27 protein-coding genes and 1 tRNA gene are annotated in these 21832 nt (G+C 64.7%); 15 read left to right on the top strand and 13 right to left on the bottom strand.

Annotated elements, in window-relative coordinates; all coding sequences use genetic code 11:
* Nucleotides 1-32: 32 nt before the first annotated feature.
* From B5J99_RS00540 to B5J99_RS00555, 4 genes are all read right to left on the bottom strand, one after another.
* Entirely contained in the window at nt 33-710 is a 678-nt protein-coding gene (locus B5J99_RS00540) for a response regulator transcription factor (RefSeq protein ID WP_054134226.1), read from the bottom strand.
* 125 nt (nt 711-835) lie between these two features.
* Nucleotides 836-1156 (bottom strand): PepSY domain-containing protein, encoded by a 321-nt coding sequence (locus tag B5J99_RS00545; RefSeq protein ID WP_054134225.1) that lies wholly within the window; start codon nt 1154-1156, stop codon nt 836-838.
* An 87-nt stretch (nt 1157-1243) separates the two neighbouring features.
* Nucleotides 1244-2002, bottom strand: a complete 759-nt coding sequence (locus B5J99_RS00550) for an SIMPL domain-containing protein (RefSeq protein ID WP_054134224.1) — start codon at nt 2000-2002, stop codon at nt 1244-1246.
* A gap of 106 nt (nt 2003-2108) precedes the next feature.
* The gene (locus tag B5J99_RS00555; RefSeq protein WP_245991696.1) at nt 2109-2960 is read right to left on the bottom strand and encodes a D-amino-acid transaminase; all 852 of its coding nucleotides are present in this window, start codon (nt 2958-2960) and stop codon (nt 2109-2111) included.
* Between the two features lie 120 nt (nt 2961-3080).
* Between B5J99_RS00555 and B5J99_RS00560 the strand changes: the two genes are divergently transcribed.
* A complete protein-coding gene (locus B5J99_RS00560; protein ID WP_117351110.1) occupies nt 3081-4901 on the top strand; it encodes an ABC-F family ATP-binding cassette domain-containing protein in 1821 nt (606 codons plus the stop codon).
* A gap of 65 nt (nt 4902-4966) precedes the next feature.
* Here B5J99_RS00560 and B5J99_RS00565 read toward each other — a convergent pair whose 3' ends face one another.
* The gene (locus B5J99_RS00565) at nt 4967-5488 is read right to left on the bottom strand and encodes a DUF6456 domain-containing protein (protein WP_236823345.1); all 522 of its coding nucleotides are present in this window, start codon (nt 5486-5488) and stop codon (nt 4967-4969) included.
* Between the two features lie 99 nt (nt 5489-5587).
* Here B5J99_RS00565 and B5J99_RS00570 point away from each other — a divergent pair, with 99 nt between their 5' ends.
* Complete coding sequence (locus B5J99_RS00570) at nt 5588-6151, top strand: helix-turn-helix domain-containing protein (RefSeq protein WP_117351111.1); 564 nt, start codon at nt 5588-5590, stop codon at nt 6149-6151.
* A gap of 13 nt (nt 6152-6164) precedes the next feature.
* The gene (locus tag B5J99_RS00575) at nt 6165-7328 is read left to right on the top strand and encodes a glycosyltransferase (protein WP_117351112.1); all 1164 of its coding nucleotides are present in this window, start codon (nt 6165-6167) and stop codon (nt 7326-7328) included.
* On the opposite strand, the gene B5J99_RS00580 is transcribed toward B5J99_RS00575, so the two are convergent.
* Both B5J99_RS00580 and B5J99_RS00585 read right to left on the bottom strand, forming a co-directional pair.
* Nucleotides 7325-7672: a PilZ domain-containing protein gene (locus B5J99_RS00580; protein ID WP_082382182.1), complete on the bottom strand. Its 348-nt coding sequence runs from the start codon at nt 7670-7672 to the stop codon at nt 7325-7327. The genes B5J99_RS00575 and B5J99_RS00580 overlap by 4 nt on opposite strands.
* Nucleotides 7673-7883: 211 nt before the next feature.
* Nucleotides 7884-8162 carry a hypothetical protein gene (locus tag B5J99_RS00585; RefSeq protein ID WP_117351113.1) on the bottom strand — a complete coding sequence of 93 codons (279 nt, stop codon included), beginning with the start codon at nt 8160-8162 and terminating at the stop codon, nt 7884-7886.
* Between the two features lie 554 nt (nt 8163-8716).
* Here B5J99_RS00585 and B5J99_RS00590 point away from each other — a divergent pair.
* On the top strand, nt 8717-9706 hold the full coding sequence (locus tag B5J99_RS00590) for an aldo/keto reductase (protein ID WP_117351114.1): 990 nt from the start codon (nt 8717-8719) through the stop codon (nt 9704-9706).
* 38 nt (nt 9707-9744) lie between these two features.
* Here the strand turns inward: B5J99_RS00590 and B5J99_RS00595 are convergent.
* A tRNA-Pro gene (locus tag B5J99_RS00595) sits at nt 9745-9821 on the bottom strand.
* A gap of 208 nt (nt 9822-10029) precedes the next feature.
* Here B5J99_RS00595 and yajC point away from each other — a divergent pair.
* From yajC to B5J99_RS00615, 4 genes are all read left to right on the top strand, one after another.
* Complete coding sequence (gene yajC / locus B5J99_RS00600; protein ID WP_069050565.1) at nt 10030-10356, top strand: preprotein translocase subunit YajC; 327 nt, start codon at nt 10030-10032, stop codon at nt 10354-10356.
* Nucleotides 10357-10472: 116 nt separating this feature from the next.
* The gene (secD, locus tag B5J99_RS00605; RefSeq protein ID WP_069050566.1) at nt 10473-12077 is read left to right on the top strand and encodes a protein translocase subunit SecD; all 1605 of its coding nucleotides are present in this window, start codon (nt 10473-10475) and stop codon (nt 12075-12077) included.
* 15 nt (nt 12078-12092) lie between these two features.
* Nucleotides 12093-13082 carry a protein translocase subunit SecF gene (gene secF, locus B5J99_RS00610; protein ID WP_054134215.1) on the top strand — a complete coding sequence of 330 codons (990 nt, stop codon included), beginning with the start codon at nt 12093-12095 and terminating at the stop codon, nt 13080-13082.
* A 15-nt stretch (nt 13083-13097) separates the two neighbouring features.
* Nucleotides 13098-13490, top strand: a complete 393-nt coding sequence (locus B5J99_RS00615; protein ID WP_117351115.1) for an Mth938-like domain-containing protein — start codon at nt 13098-13100, stop codon at nt 13488-13490.
* On the opposite strand, the gene B5J99_RS00620 is transcribed toward B5J99_RS00615, so the two are convergent.
* Entirely contained in the window at nt 13491-14423 is a 933-nt protein-coding gene (locus B5J99_RS00620) for a DUF3137 domain-containing protein (protein ID WP_162892389.1), read from the bottom strand. It abuts the gene before it with no gap.
* A 59-nt stretch (nt 14424-14482) separates the two neighbouring features.
* On the opposite strand from B5J99_RS00620, the gene B5J99_RS00625 reads away from it, so the two are divergent.
* From B5J99_RS00625 to B5J99_RS00635, 3 genes are all read left to right on the top strand, one after another.
* The gene (locus B5J99_RS00625; RefSeq protein ID WP_117351117.1) at nt 14483-15040 is read left to right on the top strand and encodes a LemA family protein; all 558 of its coding nucleotides are present in this window, start codon (nt 14483-14485) and stop codon (nt 15038-15040) included.
* Nucleotides 15041-15201: 161 nt separating this feature from the next.
* Nucleotides 15202-16125, top strand: coding sequence for a hypothetical protein (locus tag B5J99_RS00630; RefSeq protein ID WP_162892391.1), 924 nt, complete (start codon nt 15202-15204; stop codon nt 16123-16125).
* 17 nt (nt 16126-16142) lie between these two features.
* The gene (locus tag B5J99_RS00635; RefSeq protein ID WP_054134210.1) at nt 16143-16427 is read left to right on the top strand and encodes a hypothetical protein; all 285 of its coding nucleotides are present in this window, start codon (nt 16143-16145) and stop codon (nt 16425-16427) included.
* A gap of 45 nt (nt 16428-16472) precedes the next feature.
* Here the strand turns inward: B5J99_RS00635 and B5J99_RS00640 are convergent, their stop codons facing one another.
* The 4 genes from B5J99_RS00640 to B5J99_RS00655 all read right to left on the bottom strand — a co-directional run bounded on the left by B5J99_RS00640 (nt 16473) and on the right by B5J99_RS00655 (nt 18630).
* Nucleotides 16473-17243, bottom strand: a complete 771-nt coding sequence (locus tag B5J99_RS00640) for a sulfite exporter TauE/SafE family protein (RefSeq protein ID WP_117351119.1) — start codon at nt 17241-17243, stop codon at nt 16473-16475.
* A 34-nt stretch (nt 17244-17277) separates the two neighbouring features.
* Nucleotides 17278-17445 carry a YezD family protein gene (locus B5J99_RS00645; RefSeq protein ID WP_117351120.1) on the bottom strand — a complete coding sequence of 56 codons (168 nt, stop codon included), beginning with the start codon at nt 17443-17445 and terminating at the stop codon, nt 17278-17280.
* 142 nt (nt 17446-17587) lie between these two features.
* On the bottom strand, nt 17588-18004 hold the full coding sequence (locus tag B5J99_RS00650; protein WP_117351121.1) for an ArsR/SmtB family transcription factor: 417 nt from the start codon (nt 18002-18004) through the stop codon (nt 17588-17590).
* Nucleotides 18001-18630 carry a peroxiredoxin gene (locus B5J99_RS00655; protein WP_117351122.1) on the bottom strand — a complete coding sequence of 210 codons (630 nt, stop codon included), beginning with the start codon at nt 18628-18630 and terminating at the stop codon, nt 18001-18003. The genes B5J99_RS00650 and B5J99_RS00655 overlap by 4 nt, the downstream gene beginning before the upstream one ends.
* A 104-nt stretch (nt 18631-18734) precedes the next feature.
* Between B5J99_RS00655 and B5J99_RS00660 the strand changes: the two genes are divergently transcribed.
* Genes B5J99_RS00660 through B5J99_RS00675 form a run of 4 tightly spaced genes read left to right on the top strand, consistent with a single transcriptional unit; the run spans nt 18735 to nt 21830 of the window.
* Nucleotides 18735-19652 (top strand): MBL fold metallo-hydrolase, encoded by a 918-nt coding sequence (locus tag B5J99_RS00660; protein ID WP_117351123.1) that lies wholly within the window; start codon nt 18735-18737, stop codon nt 19650-19652.
* Nucleotides 19653-19663: 11 nt separating this feature from the next.
* Nucleotides 19664-20107: a YeeE/YedE family protein gene (locus B5J99_RS00665; protein ID WP_211337856.1), complete on the top strand. Its 444-nt coding sequence runs from the start codon at nt 19664-19666 to the stop codon at nt 20105-20107.
* The gene (locus B5J99_RS00670) at nt 20098-20514 is read left to right on the top strand and encodes a DUF6691 family protein (protein WP_425456420.1); all 417 of its coding nucleotides are present in this window, start codon (nt 20098-20100) and stop codon (nt 20512-20514) included. The genes B5J99_RS00665 and B5J99_RS00670 overlap by 10 nt, the downstream gene beginning before the upstream one ends.
* A 35-nt stretch (nt 20515-20549) precedes the next feature.
* Nucleotides 20550-21830 (top strand): NAD(P)/FAD-dependent oxidoreductase, encoded by a 1281-nt coding sequence (locus B5J99_RS00675; RefSeq protein ID WP_117351124.1) that lies wholly within the window; start codon nt 20550-20552, stop codon nt 21828-21830.
* The last annotated feature ends 2 nt before the right edge of the window (nt 21831-21832 follow it).

The following is a 21832-nucleotide window of genomic DNA, read 5'->3' on the forward strand; positions in this document are numbered from 1 at the left end:
CGACAGACCCGCCCGTCAGCGTCTGGTCGAGATCAGCCGCCGGCACGCTCTGCCGGGTCTTCGAGGCTGTAGCCGAGCCCGCGGATCGTGGTGATCACGTCCGAGCCCAGCTTCTTGCGGATGCGCGTCACGAACACCTCGATGGTATTCGAATCGCGGTCGAAATCCTGGTCGTAAATATGCTCGATCAGCTCGGTGCGGCTGATGACCTTGCCCTTGTGGTGCAGCAGGTACGACAGCAATTTGTATTCCTGCGCGGTCAGCTTCACCGGCTCGCCATTCAGCGAAACCTTGCCCGAGCGCGTGTCGAGCCGGACATCGCCCGCGATCAGCTCGCTCGAGGCGTTGCCCGAGGCACGCCGGATGAGTGCACGCAGCCGCGCGATCAGCTCTTCGGTCTGGAACGGCTTGGCAAGATAATCGTCCGCGCCCGCATCGAGCCCGGCGACCTTGTCGGACCAGCTGTCGCGCGCGGTCAGCACCAGCACCGGGAAGGTGCGTCCTTCCTTGCGCCACATGCCCAGCACGGTCAGCCCGTCGATCTCGGGAAGACCAAGGTCAAGGATCACCGCGTCATAATCCTCGGTCGAGCCCATGAAATGGCCGTCCTCGCCATCCACCGACAGGTCGACTGCATAGCCGGTGGCCTCGAGCGTGGACTTGAGCTGTTTGCCAAGGGTGGGTTCATCCTCGACGATCAGAACGCGCATGGGCTACTCCTGCAAATGGATTTGGGAAGCGGCATGGCGGATGCCGTCGCTTGCCTGAATGGGTGCATATTGGCCAAAAAGGGAGTGGTGACAAGGCTGGCGGCTGCAGCAAAGGCCCAAATGGTTCAGCCGGTCTGGCGCAATATCGCCCCCGTACGCGCATCAACATCGACGAAGATGACGCGGCCGCTGTCTAGGAACTTGAGCCGATAGACCTGCGAGCCGGCGTCATATTCGGGGCCGAGATACTGCATTCCGCGCATCTTGGGGAGAATGCGCCCCTCGATCTCGCGCAGCGATTTCACCTGGCCTGCCATGAACTGTTCGCGCGCCTCGCTCTGTTCGCCGCGGCGCTTGCCGTCGAGCGCGTCGGCATGCGGCGCGCCCGTCACCATCAGGGCAGCGCCCAGAGCGAGAGCAGGCAAGGAGAGAGAGAACAGTTTCATGCTGACCGCATTACCCCCCGATCATTGAATAACCGCTGAATAGCGCGCTAACCGCTTCTTCAGCCTTTGGCCAGAGCCGCGCGTGGGTCAACGCGTCATCTGATAAGTTGCGTTGACCGTCACGCTGGTGCCCACCTGACCGCCCTCGATCGGCGGGGCGGCGGCGACCGACTGCATTGTGGTGCGCTTCATGTCCATCATCCCCATCGGCGAGGCGTTGGAGATCGCTTCGGACACTGCGAGCAGCTGCACCCCGGTGAAGCCGGTGCGGCGCGCATAGTCCATCGCCTGGGCTTCTGCCCGCTTCATCGCCTTGTCGCGTGCCTCGCGCTGCGCGGTGCTGTCGTCATCGATGCTGAAGCTGGGGCCCGACAGGTTGTTGGCACCCTGCGACACGACCGAATCCAGGATCGATCCCAGCTTGTCGATCTGGCGGACTTTCACAGTGACCGTGTTGCTGACCTGATAGCCGATGAAGCGCGGCTGGCGGCCATCGTTGCCATATTCATAATCCATGGCGAGGTTGATGCCCGATGTCTGGATGTCCTCGCGCTTGATGCCCAGCGCGACGATCTGCTTGATCACCTTGTCCATGTCGGCGGAGTTCTGGCGAAGCGCGGCAGACGCGGTCGGGGCCTTGCTGGTCACGCCGGTGCTGAACGTCGCGGTGTCGGGGGCACCCAGCACCGTCTCGGTGATGCTGAGCTCGACCACGGGCGCGCCGGCGCTGGGGGTGACATCCACAGCGGCAATCGCAGGGGTTGCGGCGGCAGCAAGGAAGGCCAGCGGCAGGGCACGAGCGACGGTCTTGATCATGAGCGGGGTCTCCAGAAGATTGAACGACATCGGTTTTTCCGGCAACCGCCGGATGAAAGGGTGTCAATGCGCCTGCGTACGTGTCAATCGACTGAACGGATCCGTCAGACGCGCGCAAGCCTTGTAAACATCTCTGTCACCCCGTGCCGCGGGCATGATCGATGTACGCCTTGCGCAGCGCCATCGTCTCCATGCCGGGGCGGCCATCGCCTATGCTGAGCCCATCGATCTCGACCACCGGCATCACGAACAGCGACGCCGATGTGACAAAGGCCTCCGCCGCACCCTGCGCCTCGGCGATGGTGAAGGGCCGCTCTTCCACCGTGATCCCGCTTTGCCGCGCAATGTCGATCAAGCTGAGGCGAGTCACGCCGGGCAGGATGTGATGCCCCAGATCGCGCGTGACCAGATGGCCGTTGCGGGTGATGATGCATGCGTTCTGCGAAGTGCCTTCGGTGATCACATCGCCCTCGACCAGCCAGACGTCATCCACCCCCGCCGCCCTGGCCTCCATCTTCATCATGCTGGCATAGAGCAGCTGCACCGTCTTGATATCGCGCCGGCCCCAGCGCCGGTCCGGCCGGGTAAGGATCCGCATGCCGCGCTGCGCCATCGGATTGTCGACCAAGGCGCGGGCCTGGGTGAAGGCGAACACCGTGGGCGGAGTGCCGGGCGCGGGGAACAGGAAGTCGCGGTCCGCCGCCCCGCGGCTCACCTGCAGATAGATCGTCCCCTCGGTCAGATCGTTGCGCGCGATCAGCGTAGCCAGAACGCCTGCCCAGTCGGTCGCAGCAGCATCGTGCGCGATGGTCATCTCGGCGAGCGACCGCTCCAGCCGGGCCATATGCGCTGCATGGTCGATGATCCGCCCGGCCAGCACCGAGAACACCTCGTATACCGCATCGGCAAACAGCAGCCCGCGATCGAAGATCGAAACATGCGCCGCGTCTTCCGCGACGAAATCCCCATTCAGATACACTGTGCGCACGGCCGACCCTTTCTGGCGTATTTGTTCCGTCTTGCGATGAGCGCGAGCGGCGGGTCAAGACGGATGTTGCAGATTGGCCGGGGATTGCGCCGCGCAGCGCCCGCGCCTAAGTGCCTGCGCATGTCCACACCCCCCGTCCTATCCTATGAAGACCTTGGCCTGATCCAGGGCACCGGCTGGCTGTTCCGCGATATCAACCTGCATGTCGGCCCGCGCGACCGGCTGGCGCTGATCGGGCGCAACGGTGCAGGCAAGACCACGATGCTGCGACTGATCGCGGGCGATATCGAGGCGGATCGCGGACGGCGCACCATCCAGCCGGGAATCCGCTGCGTGATGCTGGCGCAGGACCCCGACTTCAAGGGGTTCGCCACGCTGAACGACTGGGCGCTCGCCGGAGACGATGCTCCGCCCGCGCACGAGGTCGCCGCGATCGCCGACCAGATCGGCATCGATCTGTCGCGCGAGGCAGCGACCGCCAGCGGTGGCGAGCGCAGGCGCGCCGCGATCTGCCGCGCGCTCGCAAGCGAGCCCGATGTGCTGCTGCTCGACGAGCCGACCAACCATCTCGACCTTGCCGCGATAGACTGGCTGGAAAGCTGGCTCGGGCGCTTCAACGGCGCGTTCGTGGTGATCAGCCATGACCGCACATTCCTAGAACGGCTAACGAAGCAAACCCTGTGGCTCGATCGCGGCAATCTGCGACGCCAGGAGATCGGCTTTGGCGGATACGAGGCGTGGATGGAGCAGGTTTATGCCGAGGAGGCCCGCGCCGCCGACAAGATGGACGCCAAGCTCAAGATCGAGGCGCACTGGCTCGAGCGCGGGGTCACCGCCAGGCGCAAGCGCAACCAGGGGCGGCTCGCCAAGCTTTGGGAAATGCGCGCAGCCCGCGCCGCGATGCTGGGGCCGCAGGGCACCGCCAAGCTGAAAGCCGTGAGCGACGACAGCAAGACCAAGTCGGTGATCGTCGCCGACCGGGTGTTCAAGACGTTCGGCGAAGGTGAAGACGCGCGCACGATCATCAAGGACTTTTCGCTCAGGGTGCAGCGTGGCGACCGCATCGGCATCGTCGGCGCGAACGGCGCGGGCAAGACCACATTGATCCGCCTGCTCACCGGCGAGCTCGCGCCCGACAGCGGCACGATCACCCTCGCCAAGACATTGGACGGCGTGATCATCGACCAGCAGCGCAAATTGATGTCGCCCGAAAAGCGCGTGCGCGACGTGCTCGCCGAGGGCGGAGACTGGATCGACGTGCGCGGGGTGCGCAAGCACATCCAGGGCTATCTGAAAGAGTTCCTGTTCGATCCGGGACTGGTCGAGGCGCGCGTCGGCACCTTGTCGGGCGGCGAACGCTCGCGGCTGCTGCTGGCGCGCGAGTTCGCCCGCGCCTCCAACCTGCTGGTGCTCGATGAGCCGACCAACGATCTCGATCTCGAAACGCTCGACCTGCTGCAGGAGGTCATCGCCGATTATGACGGCACGGTGCTGATCGTCAGCCATGACCGCGACTTTCTAGACCGCACCGTCACCGTGACGCTCGGGCTTGACGGCTCGGGCGTGGTCGATGTCGTTGCGGGCGGCTATGCCGACTGGGAAGCCAAGCGCAAGCAGCGCACCGCCGACTGGGTCAAGTCGAACCGCAGCAAGGCCGAGGCCGCCGCCGCGGCAGCTGCCGCGATCCCCAAGCCGGTCTCGCAGAAGGTCAAATTGAGCTACAAGGACCAGCGCGATTACGACACTCTGCCCGAAAGGATCGAGGCCATCGAGGCGGCCATCGCGCGCGATGAGGCCGCGCTCTCCGACCCGGAGTTGTATACCCGCGATCCCGCCAAGTTCGCCGCGCTGACCAGGGCGATCGAGAAGGCCCGCGAAGAGAAGGACGCCGCCGAAATGCGCTGGCTGGATCTGGCCGAGCAGGTCGAGGCGATGGGGTAACGCCACCGACTGTCGCTCCGGTCCCTACCCGGTCCCCTGCGAAGGCAGGGGACTGAGCTAGTCTCTCAAGGCAGCCGATAGAAATCCGCCAGCCGGTCGAGCGCCATGCGCAGCACCAGGCGGCCGGAGCGCACCGGCCAGCCCAGCGCCTTTTCGGCCACCGGCATCGCCTCGCCCGAGCAGATAACCCGCCAGGCGATGTCATTCAGGTCGCGGCCCAGCGCGGTGATTGCCGCATCGAAACGCTGGCGCGCCGCCGCCTGGCGTTCGGTCGGCTCGAGATGGTCGTCGCTGCCGCGATAGCCGCCGGATCGCGGTGCGGCGTCCCAGCGCATGGTGATAGACGGGGCCAGGTTCGCCCGCTCCCAATCGGCGCGCAGTTTCTCGCCTGCCTCGAACTGCCGCTCGTCGATCAGCCCGCGCGCGAGCAGCCAGCCCAACGGCGATTCAGCCAGGTTCACCGTCACCGATCGCGCAGGCCGCGCGCTTCGGTTTGCGCGCGCCACCGTCTCGCCCTCGATCGCGCGCTCCGTCAACAACCGCCCGGCCACCTGCCGGACAGCACCAAACCCTTCAGCCTTTGCCATCACCACCATCCATATCGGTTCGTTTGTGCCGATATCGTCTTGCCATGGCGGTTGGATTGTAGGAAAGTTGTTTTCCAATCCGGTTCGAGAGGATGCTCCATGATCAACCGTATCCGCGATGTCCGCCGTGCCCGCCGCATGACGCTGGACGATGTCGCCCGGCGCTGCGATCCGCCGACCACCGCGCAGACCATCGGGCGGCTGGAGACCGGGACGCGCACCCTGTCGCTCGACTGGCTCAACCGCATCGCCGCAGCGCTCGAGGTCGACAGCAGCGCGCTGGTGAGCACCGAAACCACCGCCGAGCTGGCGGTCGTCGCGCTGCTCGGAGCCGATGGCGCGCAGGCGCTCAGCCGCCCGGAAACCGCCGTTCCGCCGATCCCGAACGACCAGATGGTGGCGATGCGGGTGATCGGCAGCTTGGGCGAGTATCGCAGCGGCGACACGCTGTGGCTGCGGCGGATCGATGCAGACGGCATCGCCTCGGCTCTCAACTGCGACGTATTGGTGCCCCGCCCCGCCGGTCGCTTCGTCTTCGGCCGACTGATCGCGCGCGATGGCGAGCGTATCCAGATTCTGCCGCCGGGCGCAGGCTCCCGCCAGCAGGTGGTGAGCAATCCGCCGTGGCTGGCCGTGGCAGAAACGTTAATCCGCGCGCTGTAGAAGCAACGGCGATATGCGCATCTTCACCCTCGCCACGCTGTTTCCCAATGCGGCCCGCCCCAATTTCGGGATATTCGTCGAGCGCCAGACCGCGGCGCTGGCGGCACGCGCCGGCGTCGAGGTCACGGTGATCAGTCCACAGGCGGTGCCGCCCTGGCCGCTGTCGCGCCATTCGCGCTACCGCGCGATCGCCGCGCTGCCCGCGCACGAAAGCTGGCACGGGCTGGATGTCCATCGCCCCCGCTTTATGCATGTGCCAGGAATCGGCAGCCACTGGCAGCCGCAGCTGCTCGCCCGCGCCGTCCTGCCGATGGTGCGCAGGCTGCACCGCGAACAGCCGTTCGATTTGATCGATGCCGAATTCTTCTATCCCGATGGCCCCGCCGCGCGCATCATCGCGCAGGAATTGGGCCTGCCCTATTCGGTCAAGGCACGCGGTGCCGACATTCACCATTGGGGCAACGCTGCCAGAACGCGAGAGGCAGTGGTGCAGGCAGGGCGCGATGCCAATGGTCTGCTTGCGGTATCGGCGGCGCTGAAGGCGGACATGGTCGCGCTGGGCATGCCCGCCGATCGCATCATGGTGCACTATACCGGCTGCGACCAGCAGCGCTTTGCGCCCCAGGACGGCAGCGCGTTGCGCCAACAGCTGGGCATCACTGGCCAGATGCTGATTTCGGTGGGTGCCCTGATCCCGCGCAAGCGCCAGAACCTGATCATCGAAGCGCTGCCGCTCATGCCCGATGCGACGCTGGTTCTGGCTGGCGCGGGCGAAGCGGAGGCGGAATTCCGCGCGCTTGCCGTGCGGCTGGGGGTCGACAGCCGCGTCACCTTCGCAGGGTCGCTGCCGCATGACGACCTGCCCCGCTGGATCGCGGCGGCCGACGTGATGGTGCTGCCGTCAAAGTCCGAGGGCCTCGCCAATGCCTGGGTCGAATCGCTCGCCTGCGGGACGCCCATCGTGATCTGCGACGCCGGCGGCGCGGCAGAGCTGCTCACCGATCCGGTCGCCGGGCTGATCGCAGACGCTCACCCTGCCGCGCTGGCCGATGCCATCGGCCGCGTGCTTGCTGCGCGTCCGGACCCGGCCGCAGTCCGCGCATGCGTCGCGCGGTTCAGCTGGGACCGCAATGCGGACGAGTTGCACCGTTATTTCGAGAGAATTCTGGCGGCCTAGGGCCGTTTGGCGCGATCGCGCAGCGTGCGGATGATGCGGTTGCAGATCGTCGGGCTCAGCGCCTCGGCAAAATGGCACCCGACCAGCTTGCCTTCGGCCCACACCACTTCGCCGACGATCGGATCGACGCCATCGATCAGCAGCGTGATCGGCGCGGGCAGCCGAAGCAGATAGTCGGATTCGAACCGGCATCCGGTGATCGAAAGGTTGGTGAGCGTGACACCGCAGCGGCGACGCCCCTGCTCGAGCAGGTCGGCGTCGATCTGCACATTGATGCGAATGGCGTAGCGGCGGTCGGTGGCCGCCTGGCCCACCCCGATCTGCTTGCCCATTGTCGCCGTCATAACCTGCCCCCGATGAAGCGAAACCCTCGCGTGGTCCACGTCCGGCAGGGGCCGGAATGTGGCTACGCGATGTTAAGTCTTAACGGCAACACCCTAATCGTTAGTAAATGCGCGGAAAACGGGTGTGAAACGCAAAAACGCCCGGCAACCCCATTAGGGTGCCGGGCGTCTTTTAGAGCTTTTGCCTTTTCAGGCGAAGCTGCGCGTCTGCTTATTCAGCAGGAGCGGCGGGAGCGGCCGGAGCAGCTTCTGCGCCAGCAGCGGCACCGGCTTCGGCACCAGCTTCAGCACCGGCTTCGGCGCCAGCTTCCATTCCGGCTTCCATGCCAGCTTCGGCGCCTTCAGCGGCCGGAGCTTCCATGGCTTCTTCAGCAGGAGCTTCAGTGGTTTCTTCAGCAGGAGCTTCAGCGGCTTCTTCCGGAGTGCAGGCTGCGAGAGCCAGAACGCTAGCGGCGGCGAAAACCGGGCTCAGCTTGATGATGGACTTCATGGTACTTTTCCCCTTCGTTGCGGAAACAAGAGCCCGCGTTGTATCGACACCCTTGGGACTCTGGCAAGACAAATTTCTTGCACTGGCGCAGGAAGGACACGCACATGGCCCGACCCCTATCCCCCGCACCCTTGGGAACCGTGCATATAGCCGAGTTACGAAACGCGGAAAAGAGGATAAAATACTGACACGCCAAGCGTCTTGTTCTGGAACCAGACGGGGCTGATACATCGACAGAGCGCCGCATCAATTCGCGCGATCGCCGCGTTTTGAGTTTCGCAAACCGCCAGTTTAAACGATCAAAGACAAGGGCTTGCACTAGGCTGCGCCCGCCACGACGCACTGTGCCGTCTGGCGGTGAAACCCACCCGCCGCCGTTGCAGCATCGGGTAGATCCCCCGTCGCGGCGCGCCTTGCCGGGACATGCACGCCGAATCGCCCACAGGGCAATCTGGCTTCAATGACCGGCACTTCCGGACAGGGCAGTTGACCGACAAACACCATCTGTGCGACCGGCCAGAAGCGCACCACTTCCGGTTCAGAAAGGCCTGTCCATGACATCCCGCACGATCAACGGCAAACCGGTCAACCCCATCGGCCTTGGCTGCATGTCGCTGAGCTGGGGCTATGGCGCCCTGCCCCCGCGCGACGTGGCGATCGCCCTGCTCAACCGGGCGCTGGATATCGGCTATGATCATCTCGACACCGCCAACATCTATGGTCTGGGCCATAACGAGAAGCTGATTGGCGAGGCGCTGAAGGGACGGCGCGGCGAATTCTTCCTCGCGACCAAGATGGGCATCGTCATCGAGGGCGAGAAGCGCGGGATCGACTGCAGCCCGCAAAGCATCCGCCGCTGCATCGATGAATCGCTGACCCGGCTGCAGACCGACCATGTCGACCTTTATTATATGCACCGCCGCGACCGCAGCGTGCCGATCGAAGAATCGGTAGGCGCGATGGCCGAGCTGGTGAAAGAGGGCAAGATCGGCAGCATCGGCCTGTCCGAGATGTCGGCCGACACCCTGCGCCGTGCGGCAGCGATCCACCCGATCGCTGCGATGCAGACCGAATATTCGCCGTGGACGCGCGAGCCCGAGATCGCCGTGCTCGATGCCTGCCGCGAACTGGGGACGACCTTCGTCGCCTTCTCGCCGGTTGCGCGCGGCGTGCTGGCAGGGGGCGTGCGCGATGTTGCCGCGCTGGCAGACAACGATCTGCGGCGCGCAATGCCGCGCTTCAACGACGAGAACTGGCCCGCGAACCTCGCCCTGGTCGATCAATTCTGCGCGCTGGCGGCCGAACACGGGGTCACGCCTGCGCAGCTGTCGCTCGCCTGGGTGCTGTCGCGCGGCGAGCATATCGTCGCCATTCCCGGCACCGGATCGATCGCGCACATGGAAGAGAATTTCGCGCGGACCGACTGGACCATCCCCGCCGATGCCGCCGCGCGGATCGATGCGATGATCAACCAGCAGACCGTCGCCGGCCCACGCTATGGCGCAACCATGCAGCGGACGATCGATACCGAGATGTTTGGCTGAATGCCGCCCGATCGCCTTGATCGCTGCGGTGAGAAAATTGGTCGGGACGAGAGGATTCGAACCTCCGACCCCCACACCCCCAGTGTGATGCGCTACCAGGCTGCGCTACGTCCCGACCGTGCCATCGCCGCGCTGCGGCTGATGGGAAGCGCGCCTATATGGCGGTGCGACACGAATGGCAAGCCCGTCGTTCGCCCGCAACGCACAGGTCATCGCCAATTGCCATAAGCGGCCGATGATGATAGGCGCGCCCATCGCCGCGACCGGGTTTTTATGCCGCGTCGCTCTCCTGTGCTTTTTTCAGACATTCGGAATTTATCGACATGGACTCGACACTTTTGCTTGCATTGGCTGCGGCTGCTCCCGGTGGGGCTCCGGCCTGGACTCAGCTTTTGATGTTCGTGCCGCTGCTGCTGATCTTCTATTTCCTGATCATCCGGCCGCAACAGCGGCAGATGAAAGCGCACAAGGCCAAGATCGATGCGGTCAAGCGTGGCGATCAGGTCGTTACCGGCGGCGGTCTGGTCGGCAAGGTGACCAAGGTCGACGACATCTATGTCGAGCTGGATCTGGGCGGTGCCAAGGTGCGCGCGGTCAAGGCAACGCTGAGCGATGTCGTCCAGCCCGGCGGTGCGCCCGCCAACGATTGACCTATCGCCTTGCCGCAAATGAGCCACATGAATATATGGCGCGCACATCCGGTTCGCGTCCGCCTTGCCCGCCCCTGTGCGACGCATGACGCGGCACTGCCAAGGAAGCCTTGAGAATGCTTGATTTTCCGCGCTGGAAAACGATCTCGATCAGCCTGATGCTCGCTTTGGGCGTGCTGCTGGCGATCCCCAGCCTGCTGCCTGCCAGCATCTCGCCTTATTATCCATCCTTCCTTCCGCAGGAAAAGATCAATCTGGGGCTCGACCTTCAGGGTGGCAGCCACATCCTGCTGGAGGGCGACCCCAAGGATGTCGCGGCGCAGCGTCTGGAGAACATGGAAGAGACCGTGCGCACCGCCATGCGCGCCGCCAAGCCGCGGATCGGCATTGGCGATATCTCGCGCGAAGGCGGCAAACTTTCGTTCCTGGTGCGCGACGTGTCGCAGGTCGATGCCGCGCGCGAGGCGATCCTGCCGATGACCACGGGTGCGGGCCTGACCGGCCAGCGCGACTGGGACATTGAGGTGCGCGACACCAGCCGCATCGTGCTGACTCCGACCGAAGCGGGCCTGACCGAGGCGCTCGACCAGGCGATGGAAACCGCGACCGAAGTGGTGCGCAAGCGCATCGACGAACTGGGCACGCGCGAGCCGACCATCATCCGCCAGGGCGACAACCGCATCGTCGTCCAGGTACCGGGCCTCGAAGATCCCGAAGCGCTCAAGGAACTGCTCGGCCAGACCGCCGAACTCGAATTCAAGCTGGTCGACCAGAACGCCAGCCCCGAAGACATCGCCGCAGGCCGCGCCCCGGTGGGCAGCGAGGTCGTCCCCTACCCCAGCAACCCGGCCGGCGGCACGCCGATCGCGGTGCGCCGTCTGGGCGGTATCCGTGGCGACAAGCTGACCAACGCGCAGGCGAGCTTCGACCAGCAGACCAACGAACCCGTCGTGTCGATCACCTTCGACCGCGAGGGTGGATCGCGCTTTGCTCGGCTGACGCAGGAAAACGTCAACAAGCCTTTCGCGATCATCCTAGACGGCGAAGTGCTGTCCGCTCCCAACATCAACGAACCGATCCTGGGCGGCTCCGCCCAGATCTCCGGCAGCTTCACCACCGAAAGTGCCAACCAGCTGGCGATCGCGCTGCGCTCGGGCGCACTGCCGGTCGAACTGAAGGTGGTTGAGGAGCGCTCGGTCGGTCCTGATCTCGGCACCGAATCGGTGCAGCTCGGCCTGCTCGCAGGCGGCATCGCGACGATCGCGGTGCTGGTGCTGATGGCGGCGACCTATGGCCGCTTCGGCCTCTATGCCAACATCGCGCTGATCCTGAACATTTTCCTGATCCTGGGAATCATGGCGCTGATGAACGCGACACTCACGCTGCCGGGGATCGCGGGCTTCGTGCTCACCATCGGCGCGGCGGTCGACGCCAACGTGCTCATCAACGAACGCATTCGAGAAGAGCGAAAGGCGGGCCGGCGTATCGTCCAGGCTATCGAGGTCGGCTATACCGAAGCCTCGCGCGCGATTTTCGATGCCAATATCACCAACGTGATTGCCGCCGTGCTTTTGTTCCTGTTCGGCTCCGGCCCGGTGCGCGGCTTTGCCGTGGTGCTGATGATCGGCATCCTCACATCGGTGTGGACTGCGGTGTACGTCACCCGCATGTTCGTCGCCATCTGGCTCAAGCGCGCGCGTCCGCGCGAGCTGGTCATTTAAGGAAGGCTTGACCCCATGAAGCTCCTCAAGCTCGTTCCCGACGATACCAACATCCGCTTCCTGCGCTGGCGCAAGCTGGCGATGACGATCAGCCTGCTGTCGATCATCGCATCGCTCGTGCTGGTCGGGGTGCGCGGCCTCAATCTGGGCGTCGATTTCGTCGGCGGCCAGATGATCCAGGTGACCTTCGACAAGGTGGCCGAAGCCCCCGTGTCCGATCTGCGCGAAGACATCGAGGCGCTCAACCTCGGCGAATCGACGATCCAGCGCTTCGGCCAGCCCAACCAGGTTTCGGTCCGCATGCGGCTCGCCGGCGACAATGTCGACGAGGTCAATGCCGTCACCAGCCGCGTGACGCAGATGATCACCAAGGAATATGCCGCGCAGGGCGCGCGCATCGACGGCGTTGATTCCGTATCGGGCAAGGTGTCCGAAGAGCTCCTGACGACCGGCGTATATTCGCTGGTGTTCGCGATGCTCGCGATTGCGGTCTACATCTGGTTCCGGTTCGAATGGCAGTTCGGGCTCGCCGCGCTGTTCGCGCTGTTCCACGACGTGGTGCTGACCTTCGGCTTCTTCGCGCTGACCCAGCTCGAGTTCAACCTCAACATCGTCGCCGCGCTGCTGACCATCATCGGCTATTCGCTCAACGATACGATCGTGGTGTTCGACCGCGTGCGCGAGAACCTGCGCAAGTACCGCAAGATGGACATGATCGCGCTGCTCGACCTGTCGACCAACGAGACCCTGGCGCGCACCGTGATGACATCGCTGACCATGCTGGTCGCTTTGCTGGTGCTGCTGCTGATTGGCCCGGGCGTGATCTTCGGCTTTACTGCCGCGATGACTCTGGGGCTGTTCGTCGGCGCCTATTCGTCGGTGTACATGGCCAACCCGATCCTGGTGTGGCTGGGCGTGGGCGCGCACAGCTTCATCCCTCAGATGACTGATGCCGACAAGGCCGCAGCCAAGCTGAAAGAGGGCGTCGGGGGCGCCCAGCCCTGATCGGCAGCGCTTACCATGGCTGAATTCAACCAGGACCCGCGCGCGTCCGGCCCGGTGATCACGGGCTTCACCGCGCACGGCTTCAAGCTCGACGGCGACAATCTGGGCCCGCGCCGGGTCGAATCCAGCCTGGTGCTGACCCCCGTCTCGGCGATGCCTTGGGATGCGCCAGCGATCGACGCGCTCGGTATCGCGGCGTTGGAGCAGGTGCTGGCGATGGACCCGCCGCCCGAATTCATGCTGCTGGGGACCGGCCCGGCGCTCGCCCACCCTCCCCGCGCCTTCATCCGCGCGATGGAAGAACGCGGCATCGGCGTGGAGGCGATGGACAGCCGCGCCGCCGCGCGCGCCTGGGGCATCCTGCGATCCGAAGACCGCTGGATCGCCGCTGCCATCATGGCGATCTGATCAGCCTCTCGGCCGCTCGTTCAGGCTCGTGATCATGTCCGCCATGGCGCGGAACTGCTCGATCGTGCGCGCCAGCAGTTCGCGATCGCGGCGCGGATCGAGCGAGCCGCTTTCGAACAGATCGTCGCTTTCCATCGTCACGATGACATCGCCCCTGTGAAACAGCGCCTTGAGCTTCTTGCCCTCGAACTTGTCCTCCAGCGCGATCAGGCGTTCGCAATAGGCCGGGTGCACCAGATACCGCGCTTCCACCCCATCGCTGCCATAGACATCGAACGCCTTTTCGAAGCGCGGGTCGACCATCTTTACCCGCTCCAGCCTGATGCCGTCCTTGGTCTGACTGTCGCCGAACAGGGCGAGCCTCATCCGCTGCCGCTCGATCAGGGTGACGCCGTGAAAGTCGCGCGCGAAATGCATCTTCAGGATGACGCCGCTGAACACGGTGACATCGCGCGCATTCTTGCCCGACCCGCGCCGTTCGATCAGCGTGGCCTCGTACAGGTTGAAACGCGTACCCCCCAGATCGCCTTGCCACAGATCCTGGCAGGTCTTGCGGGTATAGGATGGCAGCAAATCGAACCGGCAGGCGAGCTCGAATTCCTCTCCAATCGAAGCTGCGGCGGAATAGGAAATGCCCAGCGTGCGGGCCAGCGTGGTGTTCATCTGTGTCTTGAGGCTGGTGACCACCGCCTGGCGGATCATCGCCCCCTTGCCGGCGCAGATCGCCATGATCCCCATGCCGATGAGCGCGAACAGCTGACCCAGAAAGCCTTCGATCGCCAGTCCCAGCAGGAACGGCAGGCCGATGACGGCCCCTGCGATCCACCATTTCGCTGCCCGGCTCTTGGCATCCTTGCGTGCCTGATCCTGCCCGGTGAGCCACGTTCCCAGGTCACCTGCCATCAACGTATCGACATCGGGCACTGTGATCATCGGCATTCCCCCCGGCGCGCGCGCATGATAGCTCTAGGGCTCGCAATGGGGGATTGTCTATGGAATGGATCATAGCTGGTGTCGTCGTCGTGCTGTTGCTGGCGGTTGTGCTGATCTACAACCGGCTGGTCGCGCTGCGCGCCAATTGCCGCCAGGGCTGGGCTGATATCGATGCGGGGCTGCGCCAGCGGCACGACCTGATCCCCAATCTGGTGAATACCGTGCAGGGCTATGCCGCGCATGAAAAGAGCGCGCTCGAGGCGGTAATCGCTGCGCGCGGCAATGCGCTGGCAGCGCGCGGCCCGGGCGAGGCACAAGGCGCCGAGATGGCGCTGGGCGGCGCGCTCAAGAACCTGTTCGCGCTGGCCGAAGCGTATCCCGACCTCAAGGCCAACACCAATTTCCAGACGCTTCAGCACGAGCTCGCCGATGTCGAGGACAAGCTCGCCGCCGCGCGCCGCGCCTATAATGCCGCCAGTGCGGATTATAACGCGGGGATCGAATCCTTCCCCGCGGTGCTGTTCGCCGGCGTTCTGGGCTTCAAGCCGCAGAACTTCTGGGAGCTGGGTAATGACGAGCGGGCGACACTGGGCAACGCGCCGAAGGTTTCATTCTGAGCCTTGGTGGCACTTTGCCCTGTCAATATAGTAATTCAGCTATCCCTGCTCGGCTGGGACATCACAAATCTGCAAGGTTAATGTAGTTTAATTTTTCTGCGTGGCCCTATCGTATATCCTCTGCTGCAACTGGACGTATCCAGACAGCGGGGGCAGATGCGATGACACGGGGCAAGACAGCTTTATTCGCGTGCGCCTTGGGCGCGATGCTGGTGACGGGGTGCACCAGCCTGCGTTCGGCGCAACAGCCGGTTGTCTCCACGCAGGACATTCTCGCCAGTCTCAAACCTTATAGCTGGCCAGATGCGATCGCAGCCTATCACAGCGCCGACACTCGCGATCGCGGTGGACTCACCCAGCGTCAATATCGCGATCTGGTCATCACGCTCTACATGAATGCCATCGATGCCCAATATGCCGACTTCCAGACCAGCGCAGATTCCGAAAGTCGCACCAGTGCGATAGGCTTCGACCTGGCGCTTCTGGGACTGACCGGAGTTGCGTCTGTGGCAGAGGCGGACGAGGTTGGACCGCTTGCCGCTGCCATTGCTGCGTTCACTGGCGCCCGCAGCAGCTTCGACAAGAACCTGTTCTTCAACCAGTCGCTGCCTGCGATGTTCGCGGCGATGGAAGAGGAGCGCGCAAAGCGGCGGCTGGTGCTCGTTCAGGCGATGCAGCGCGACGTGGAAAGCTATCCGTTGCCTCTGGCGATCGGAGACATCGCAGCCTTGCAGCGCGCTGGTTCGTTCGCGCTGGCGATTTCCAAGATTACCAGGCAGGCCGTGACCGCCAAGAACGACGCCGAACTGCGCCTCGACAAGGCGACCTCCGGATGCGACGTCGTCGAGGACGTGCAGGCATCGACCCGGGAGTTGCGCGCCATCCTCGTCGCGACGCGAAATAGCGATCCAGCGATCGCGACCGACAATCGCGACCTGCTCGCCGCCCAATTCAACCTGCCTGACGGCCTGTCCGAAATCGAATTGCGCGATCAGATCGGAGCAAAACTCAACAGCGACTACTGCAAGACGGCAGATCGGACCGCGAAGGTCGCCAACGTGAAATCGCAGCTGGGCATACCTTGACCACAGGAGATGGAACCATGGCAACAGATCTCAAATATCATTCGCGCCACTCGCTCGGCCAGCTCGAGCTTGCCATGCGCAACGACGAGCAATGGTGGGGTGCGCTGACCGCATTCGAGGTGATCGACAATTACACGCTGGCGACACTGGGGGACGAGCCACCGGCCATCGACTCGCTCGTTCTGCTGCCGATGATCGGTGATACCGTTCCGCCGGCTCCGGGAGGAGCCGAGTTGATCACCACGGGCGAGGCAGTCATCAGCGGCGAACCGATGAAACTTGCCGCGTTCCGGCGGGGCTGACGCTTCGATCTGCTTGCCGCGTCGGCACAAGGCTCCCCCTGCCCTTTACACCAGCGCCTTCCAGATGCTGAACGCGCTGGTCAGCGTCAATACGGCGCCGACCATGAACAGCAGGATGCGCGGGCGCACGTTCTTGGCGAGGATCGCGCCGAACGGGGCGGCAAGCACGCCGCCGATCAGCAGGCCGATGGTTGCCTTGGTGAACGCCTCGAAGCCCAGGGTCAGGATGAAGGTCAGCGAGATCGAGACGGTGAGGAAGAACTCGGACGCGCTCACCGTGCCGATAGTCTTGCGCGGTTCGCTGCCCTGGATCAGCAGGTTGGACGTGACCACCGGCCCCCAGCCGCCGCCGCCTGCCGCATCAAGGAATCCGCCCGCCAGCCCCAGCGGCGCGACGACCCTGGGGTCGTCGAACTTGTGCGGAGGAAAGCGCCAGGCGCGATAGAGCAGCATCGCGCCGATGATCGCGAGATACGCCATCACCAGCGGCCGGGCGAGGCCCGCATCGATATTCGACAGCACATAAGCCCCCAGCACCCCGCCGACGACACCGGGCACCACTAGCCTGGCAAACAGCGACCAATCGATGTTGCGGTGCCAGGCGTGGCTGAGCCCCGACGCGCCGGTGGTGAACACCTCGGCCAGATGCACGCCTGCCGAGGCTTGCGCAGGCGGCACTCCCAGCACCGAGACCAGCAGCGTGCTGGAGATGACGCCGAACGCCATTCCCAATGCGCCATCCACCATCTGAGCTGCAAAGCCCGCCAGGATGAAAGGCCAGATATCGGCGAGATTCAGTATTCCAAGGTCCGGCACATGCGGTCCCTTTCATGGCATGAGGGCCGCAGGTTCAGGAGAAACGCTGGCGTTCGGTGACATCCATCTGGACGAGCCTGCCGTCATGGACGGTCAGGGTGACCGCGCCGAACCGCAGCCTGGAAATGGTGTCGGCAATGGCCGAAAGCGGGATCGGGGATCGAAACGGCGCGGCGGCGCCTGCGGGACTGGAAGGAGGCATGAGGCAAAACTCCTGTAACGTCTGGTGCGGACCGGCTGCATGCAGCATGGCCCGCAGCCACAGGGTTATTCTCTACCAATTCAGTTGCCAAGATAGAAAAACTATCGGCCTTCTCTATGACCCTGCCTCTGCCCGGAGGTGGTCAGCCGATCCGCGCAAAGCCTGCCGCGCCGTGCGGGACGCGCGCTCCGGCGTCTGCGGCAGCAGACTCCGATAGGACCGGTGCATTCAACGCCCGGTGCAGCGCCGCCGACGGATCGTCATGCCCGCCCATCATCGCCTCCATTGTCCGCACGCACAGCCCGACCGTTTCGTCCGCGAGCGAATAATGGACCTGCTTGGCCTCGCGGCGGGTGCGGACCAGTTCGGTGCGGCGCAATTCGGCAAGCTGCTGGCTGAGCGCGGGCTGGCCGATGCCGGTAGCCGCATCTATCTGGCCCACGGTCTTCTCGCCTTCGAGCAGGCACGACAGGATCATCAGCCGCTGCGGCTGGGCATAGGCGCGCAACTTCTCGGTCATCGCCTCGGCCCGCGCGCGGCTCCGGTAGATCGCGGTCATGATGCCGGCACCGTGCGGCAGAACCAGTCGGCGGCGCTGCCATCGGGCATCGCTTCAGGGTCGGGCGCATGCAGCAGGTCATCGCCCGGACGCCAGCCTTCGGGAGTCATCACGATGCCATCGTCGGCGCGCTGCAGGGCGGCCACCAGCCGGAGCATCTCTGCCACCGATCGGCCGACATTGTGCGGGTACACCGTGATCGCGCGGACCACCCCTTCGGGATCGATCACATAGCTGCACCGCATCGCCGCGCTGCTCTGGGCGGTATCATCGATCATGCCATAAGCCCGGCCGATCGCCATCGAAGGATCTTCGACCACGGGAAAGCTGATCGCGACACCGAAGCTTTGCTGGATCGCGCGAAGCCAGGCGTGGTGCGCATAGAGGCTGTCGACCGACAGCCCCAGCAGCGCGCAGTTCATGGCCCTGAACTGGTCCGCCGCGCGCTCGATGCCGATGAATTCCGTGGTGCAGACCGGCGTGAAATCCGCCGGGTGCGAAAAGAACAGCAGCCACTGGCCGCGAAAATCGCGCAGCGCCCTTTCACCCTGGGTCGTTCGGGCAGTGAAATCCGGCGCGAGATCGCCGATGCGGACCGCGCGAGCGGGAATCTGGGACAGGGTCATGCGTTCGCCATCTCACATTTGCAGGGGCCGGATCAATTGGCTTGACGATACGACATTACTTACTTACATATTTCATGTAAATATGAATTTGAAGAGGATTCCCCATGTCCGACTCCGCCCTCGCCACCGCCACCGCACAGATTGCCGCCGCCCAGGCCGGCGTGCCGGTGATCAAGGCCTTTTTCGACAAGGACACCAACACCGTGTCCTATGTCGTCCACGATCCCGAGTCCCTGCGCGGGGCAGTGATAGACAGCGTGCTGGACTATGACCCCTCCTCGGGTCGCACCTCCTTCTCCTCGGCCGATGCGATCCTCGCCTATGTCGGGGAGAAGGAGCTTGCGATCGACTGGATGCTCGAGACGCACGCGCATGCCGACCATCTGTCTGCCGCGCCGTATCTGCAGCAGAAACTGGGCGGAAAGATCGCCATCGGCGCATCGATCACGCTGGTGCAGAACGTCTTTGGCAAGCTGTTCAACGCCGGCACCGAATTCGAGCGCGACGGCAGCGATTTCGATGCGCTGTTCCACGATGGCGATCACTTCAAGATCGGCAATCTGGACGTGACCGTGCTGCATGTTCCCGGCCATACACCTGCGGACATCGCCTATGTCATCGGCGATGCGGCGTTCGTCGGCGACACCATGTTCATGCCCGATTACGGCACCGCGCGCTGCGATTTTCCCGGCGGCGATGCGCGCACGCTGTTTCGCTCGCTGCGCCGCCTGCTCGAGCTTCCCGCCGATACCCGGCTTTTCATGTGCCACGACTATCTGCCCGAAGGCCGCGACCATTTCGTGTGGGAAACGACCGTGGCCGAGCAGCGCACGCACAATGTCCACGCGCATGACGGCATCACCGAGGATGGGTTCGTCGCGATGCGCGAAGCGCGCGATGCGACGCTCGACATGCCGCGGCTCATTTTGCCTTCGGTGCAGGTCAACATGCGCGCAGGGCATCTGCCCGAGCCCGAGGACAACGGCGTGCGCTACCTCAAGATCCCGCTCAACGCGCTGTGACCGGAACGGGCATGATGCTTCCGGGCTTTCCCGATGCGATGCCGCTGCAGGGGCTGGCGGGCGGGCTGATGATCGGCCTGTCCGCCGCGATCATGCTGCTGGCGCTGGGCCGGATCGCGGGCGTCAGCGGGCTTGCCGCGCGCGCCACGGGGATCTCGGCTGGCGGCGCACCGCGCAGCGTCGCGATCGCGTTCATCATCGGCCTGCCCCTTGGGGCACTGCTGGTCAGCACGATGCTGGGCGGCGTGGCGACGACATTCCCCACCAGCCCGTGGCCGCTGCTGATCGGCGGACTGCTGGTCGGCTTCGGCACCCGGCTGGGGTCGGGTTGCAACAGTGGTCATGGGGTGTGCGGCATGTCGCGCCTGTCGCCGCGATCGATCTTTGCGACCGCGATGTTCATGGCCAGCGGCTTTGCCACCGTCGCCCTGCTGCGCGTGGGAGGATGGCTGTGAAACAGACCGCTATCGCGCTGGCCGCAGGGCTGATCTTCGGTGCGGGGCTGGCCGTCTCGGGCATGGCCGATCCGCAGCGGGTGCAGGCGTTCCTTGATCTGTTCGGCGCCTGGGACCCGACGCTCGCCTTTGTGATGGGCGGCGCGATGATCCCGATGGCGATCGCCTGGGTGGTCCAGCGGCGGATGGCCGCACCGGTCGCGGCCAGCCGGTTCGATCTGCCTGGCACCAACAGAATCGACCCCAGGCTGGCGATCGGCGCGCTGGTCTTCGGCGCGGGCTGGGGGATCGGCGGGCTGTGCCCCGGCCCTGCCATCGCAGACCTTGCCATTGCCCCTGCGCCCGCCGCGATGTTCATCGCCGCAATGCTGGCGGGCATGGCGGTGCACAGGTTCGCGATACGATAACGACACTCCGCCAGCGTGCGGGACGGGAGAGCAGCATGCCGATCACCACCCAGACCACCTCGCCCGCACCCTTGGTGCCTGGGGCGACCAGAACCTTCGACGTCGTGATCGTCGGCGGCGGCAGCGCGGGCATCGCGACTGCCGCCAGCCTGCTCAAACGCAACTCCCGGCTCGACATCGCGATCATCGAGCCCTCCGAGGTGCACTATTACCAGCCCGGCTGGACGATGGTCGGCGGCGGCATCTTCGATGCGCAGGTGACACGCCGCTCGCAGGCCTCGGTGATGCCAGATGGCGTCAAATGGATCCGCGCGTCGGCGAGCGGCTTTGCGCCGCAGGACAACCGCGTGATCCTGGCAGACGGTAGCGATGTGCACTATCGCGTGCTGGTCGCGTGCCCCGGCATCAAGCTCGACTGGGATGCGATCCCCGGGCTGCGCGATGCGCTCGGCCATCATGGCGTGACCTCGAACTACGGCTATGATCTTGCGCCCTATACTCGCCAGCTCGTCGACGCGCTGCGCGGCGGCCGTGCGCTGTTCACCCAGCCGCCGATGCCGATCAAGTGCGCGGGCGCGCCGCAAAAGGCGATGTACCTCTCCTGCACCCGCTGGGAGAAATCGGGCGTGCTGCCCAGCATCGACGTACAGTTCCACACCGCAGGCGCGGTGCTGTTCGGTGTTCCCGCCTATGTTCCTGCGCTGATGGAGTATGTGCAGCGCTACGACGCGCATCTGAATTTCGAATCGAAGCTGGTCGCGGTCGATGGCCCCGGCGCGTTTGCGACCTTCGAACAGAAGCGGGGCGACGCGGTGACCCGGGTGGAAGAGCATTTCGACATGATCCATGTCGTGCCGCCGCAGACCGCGGCCGACTTCGTGCGGTCGAGCCCGCTGGCTGCCGCATCGGGGTTCATCGATGTCGACGAGGCGACGCTGCGCCACACTCATTATCCCAATGTCTTCGCGCTGGGCGATGCGTGCTCGGCCTCCAACGCCAAGACCATGGCCGCCGCGCGCAAGCAGGCGCCGGTGGTCGCGGTCAACGTGCTCGCCGCCTTGCAGGGCAAGCCTCCGGTCGCCGAATATGACGGCTATGGCAGCTGCCCGCTGACCGTGGAATCGGGCAAGATCGTGCTCGCCGAGTTCGGCTATGGCGGCAAGTTGCTGCCAAGCTTCCCCACGTGGCTGATCGATGGCACAAGGCCCTCGCGGCTGGCATGGCTGCTCAAGGACACCATCCTGCCGCCGGTCTATTGGCACGGGATGCTCAAAGGGCGTGAATGGATGGTCAAACCGCACATGATCGGCAGCTGATC

The organism is Blastomonas fulva, from assembly GCF_003431825.1.
Classification (GTDB): domain Bacteria; phylum Pseudomonadota; class Alphaproteobacteria; order Sphingomonadales; family Sphingomonadaceae; genus Blastomonas; species Blastomonas fulva.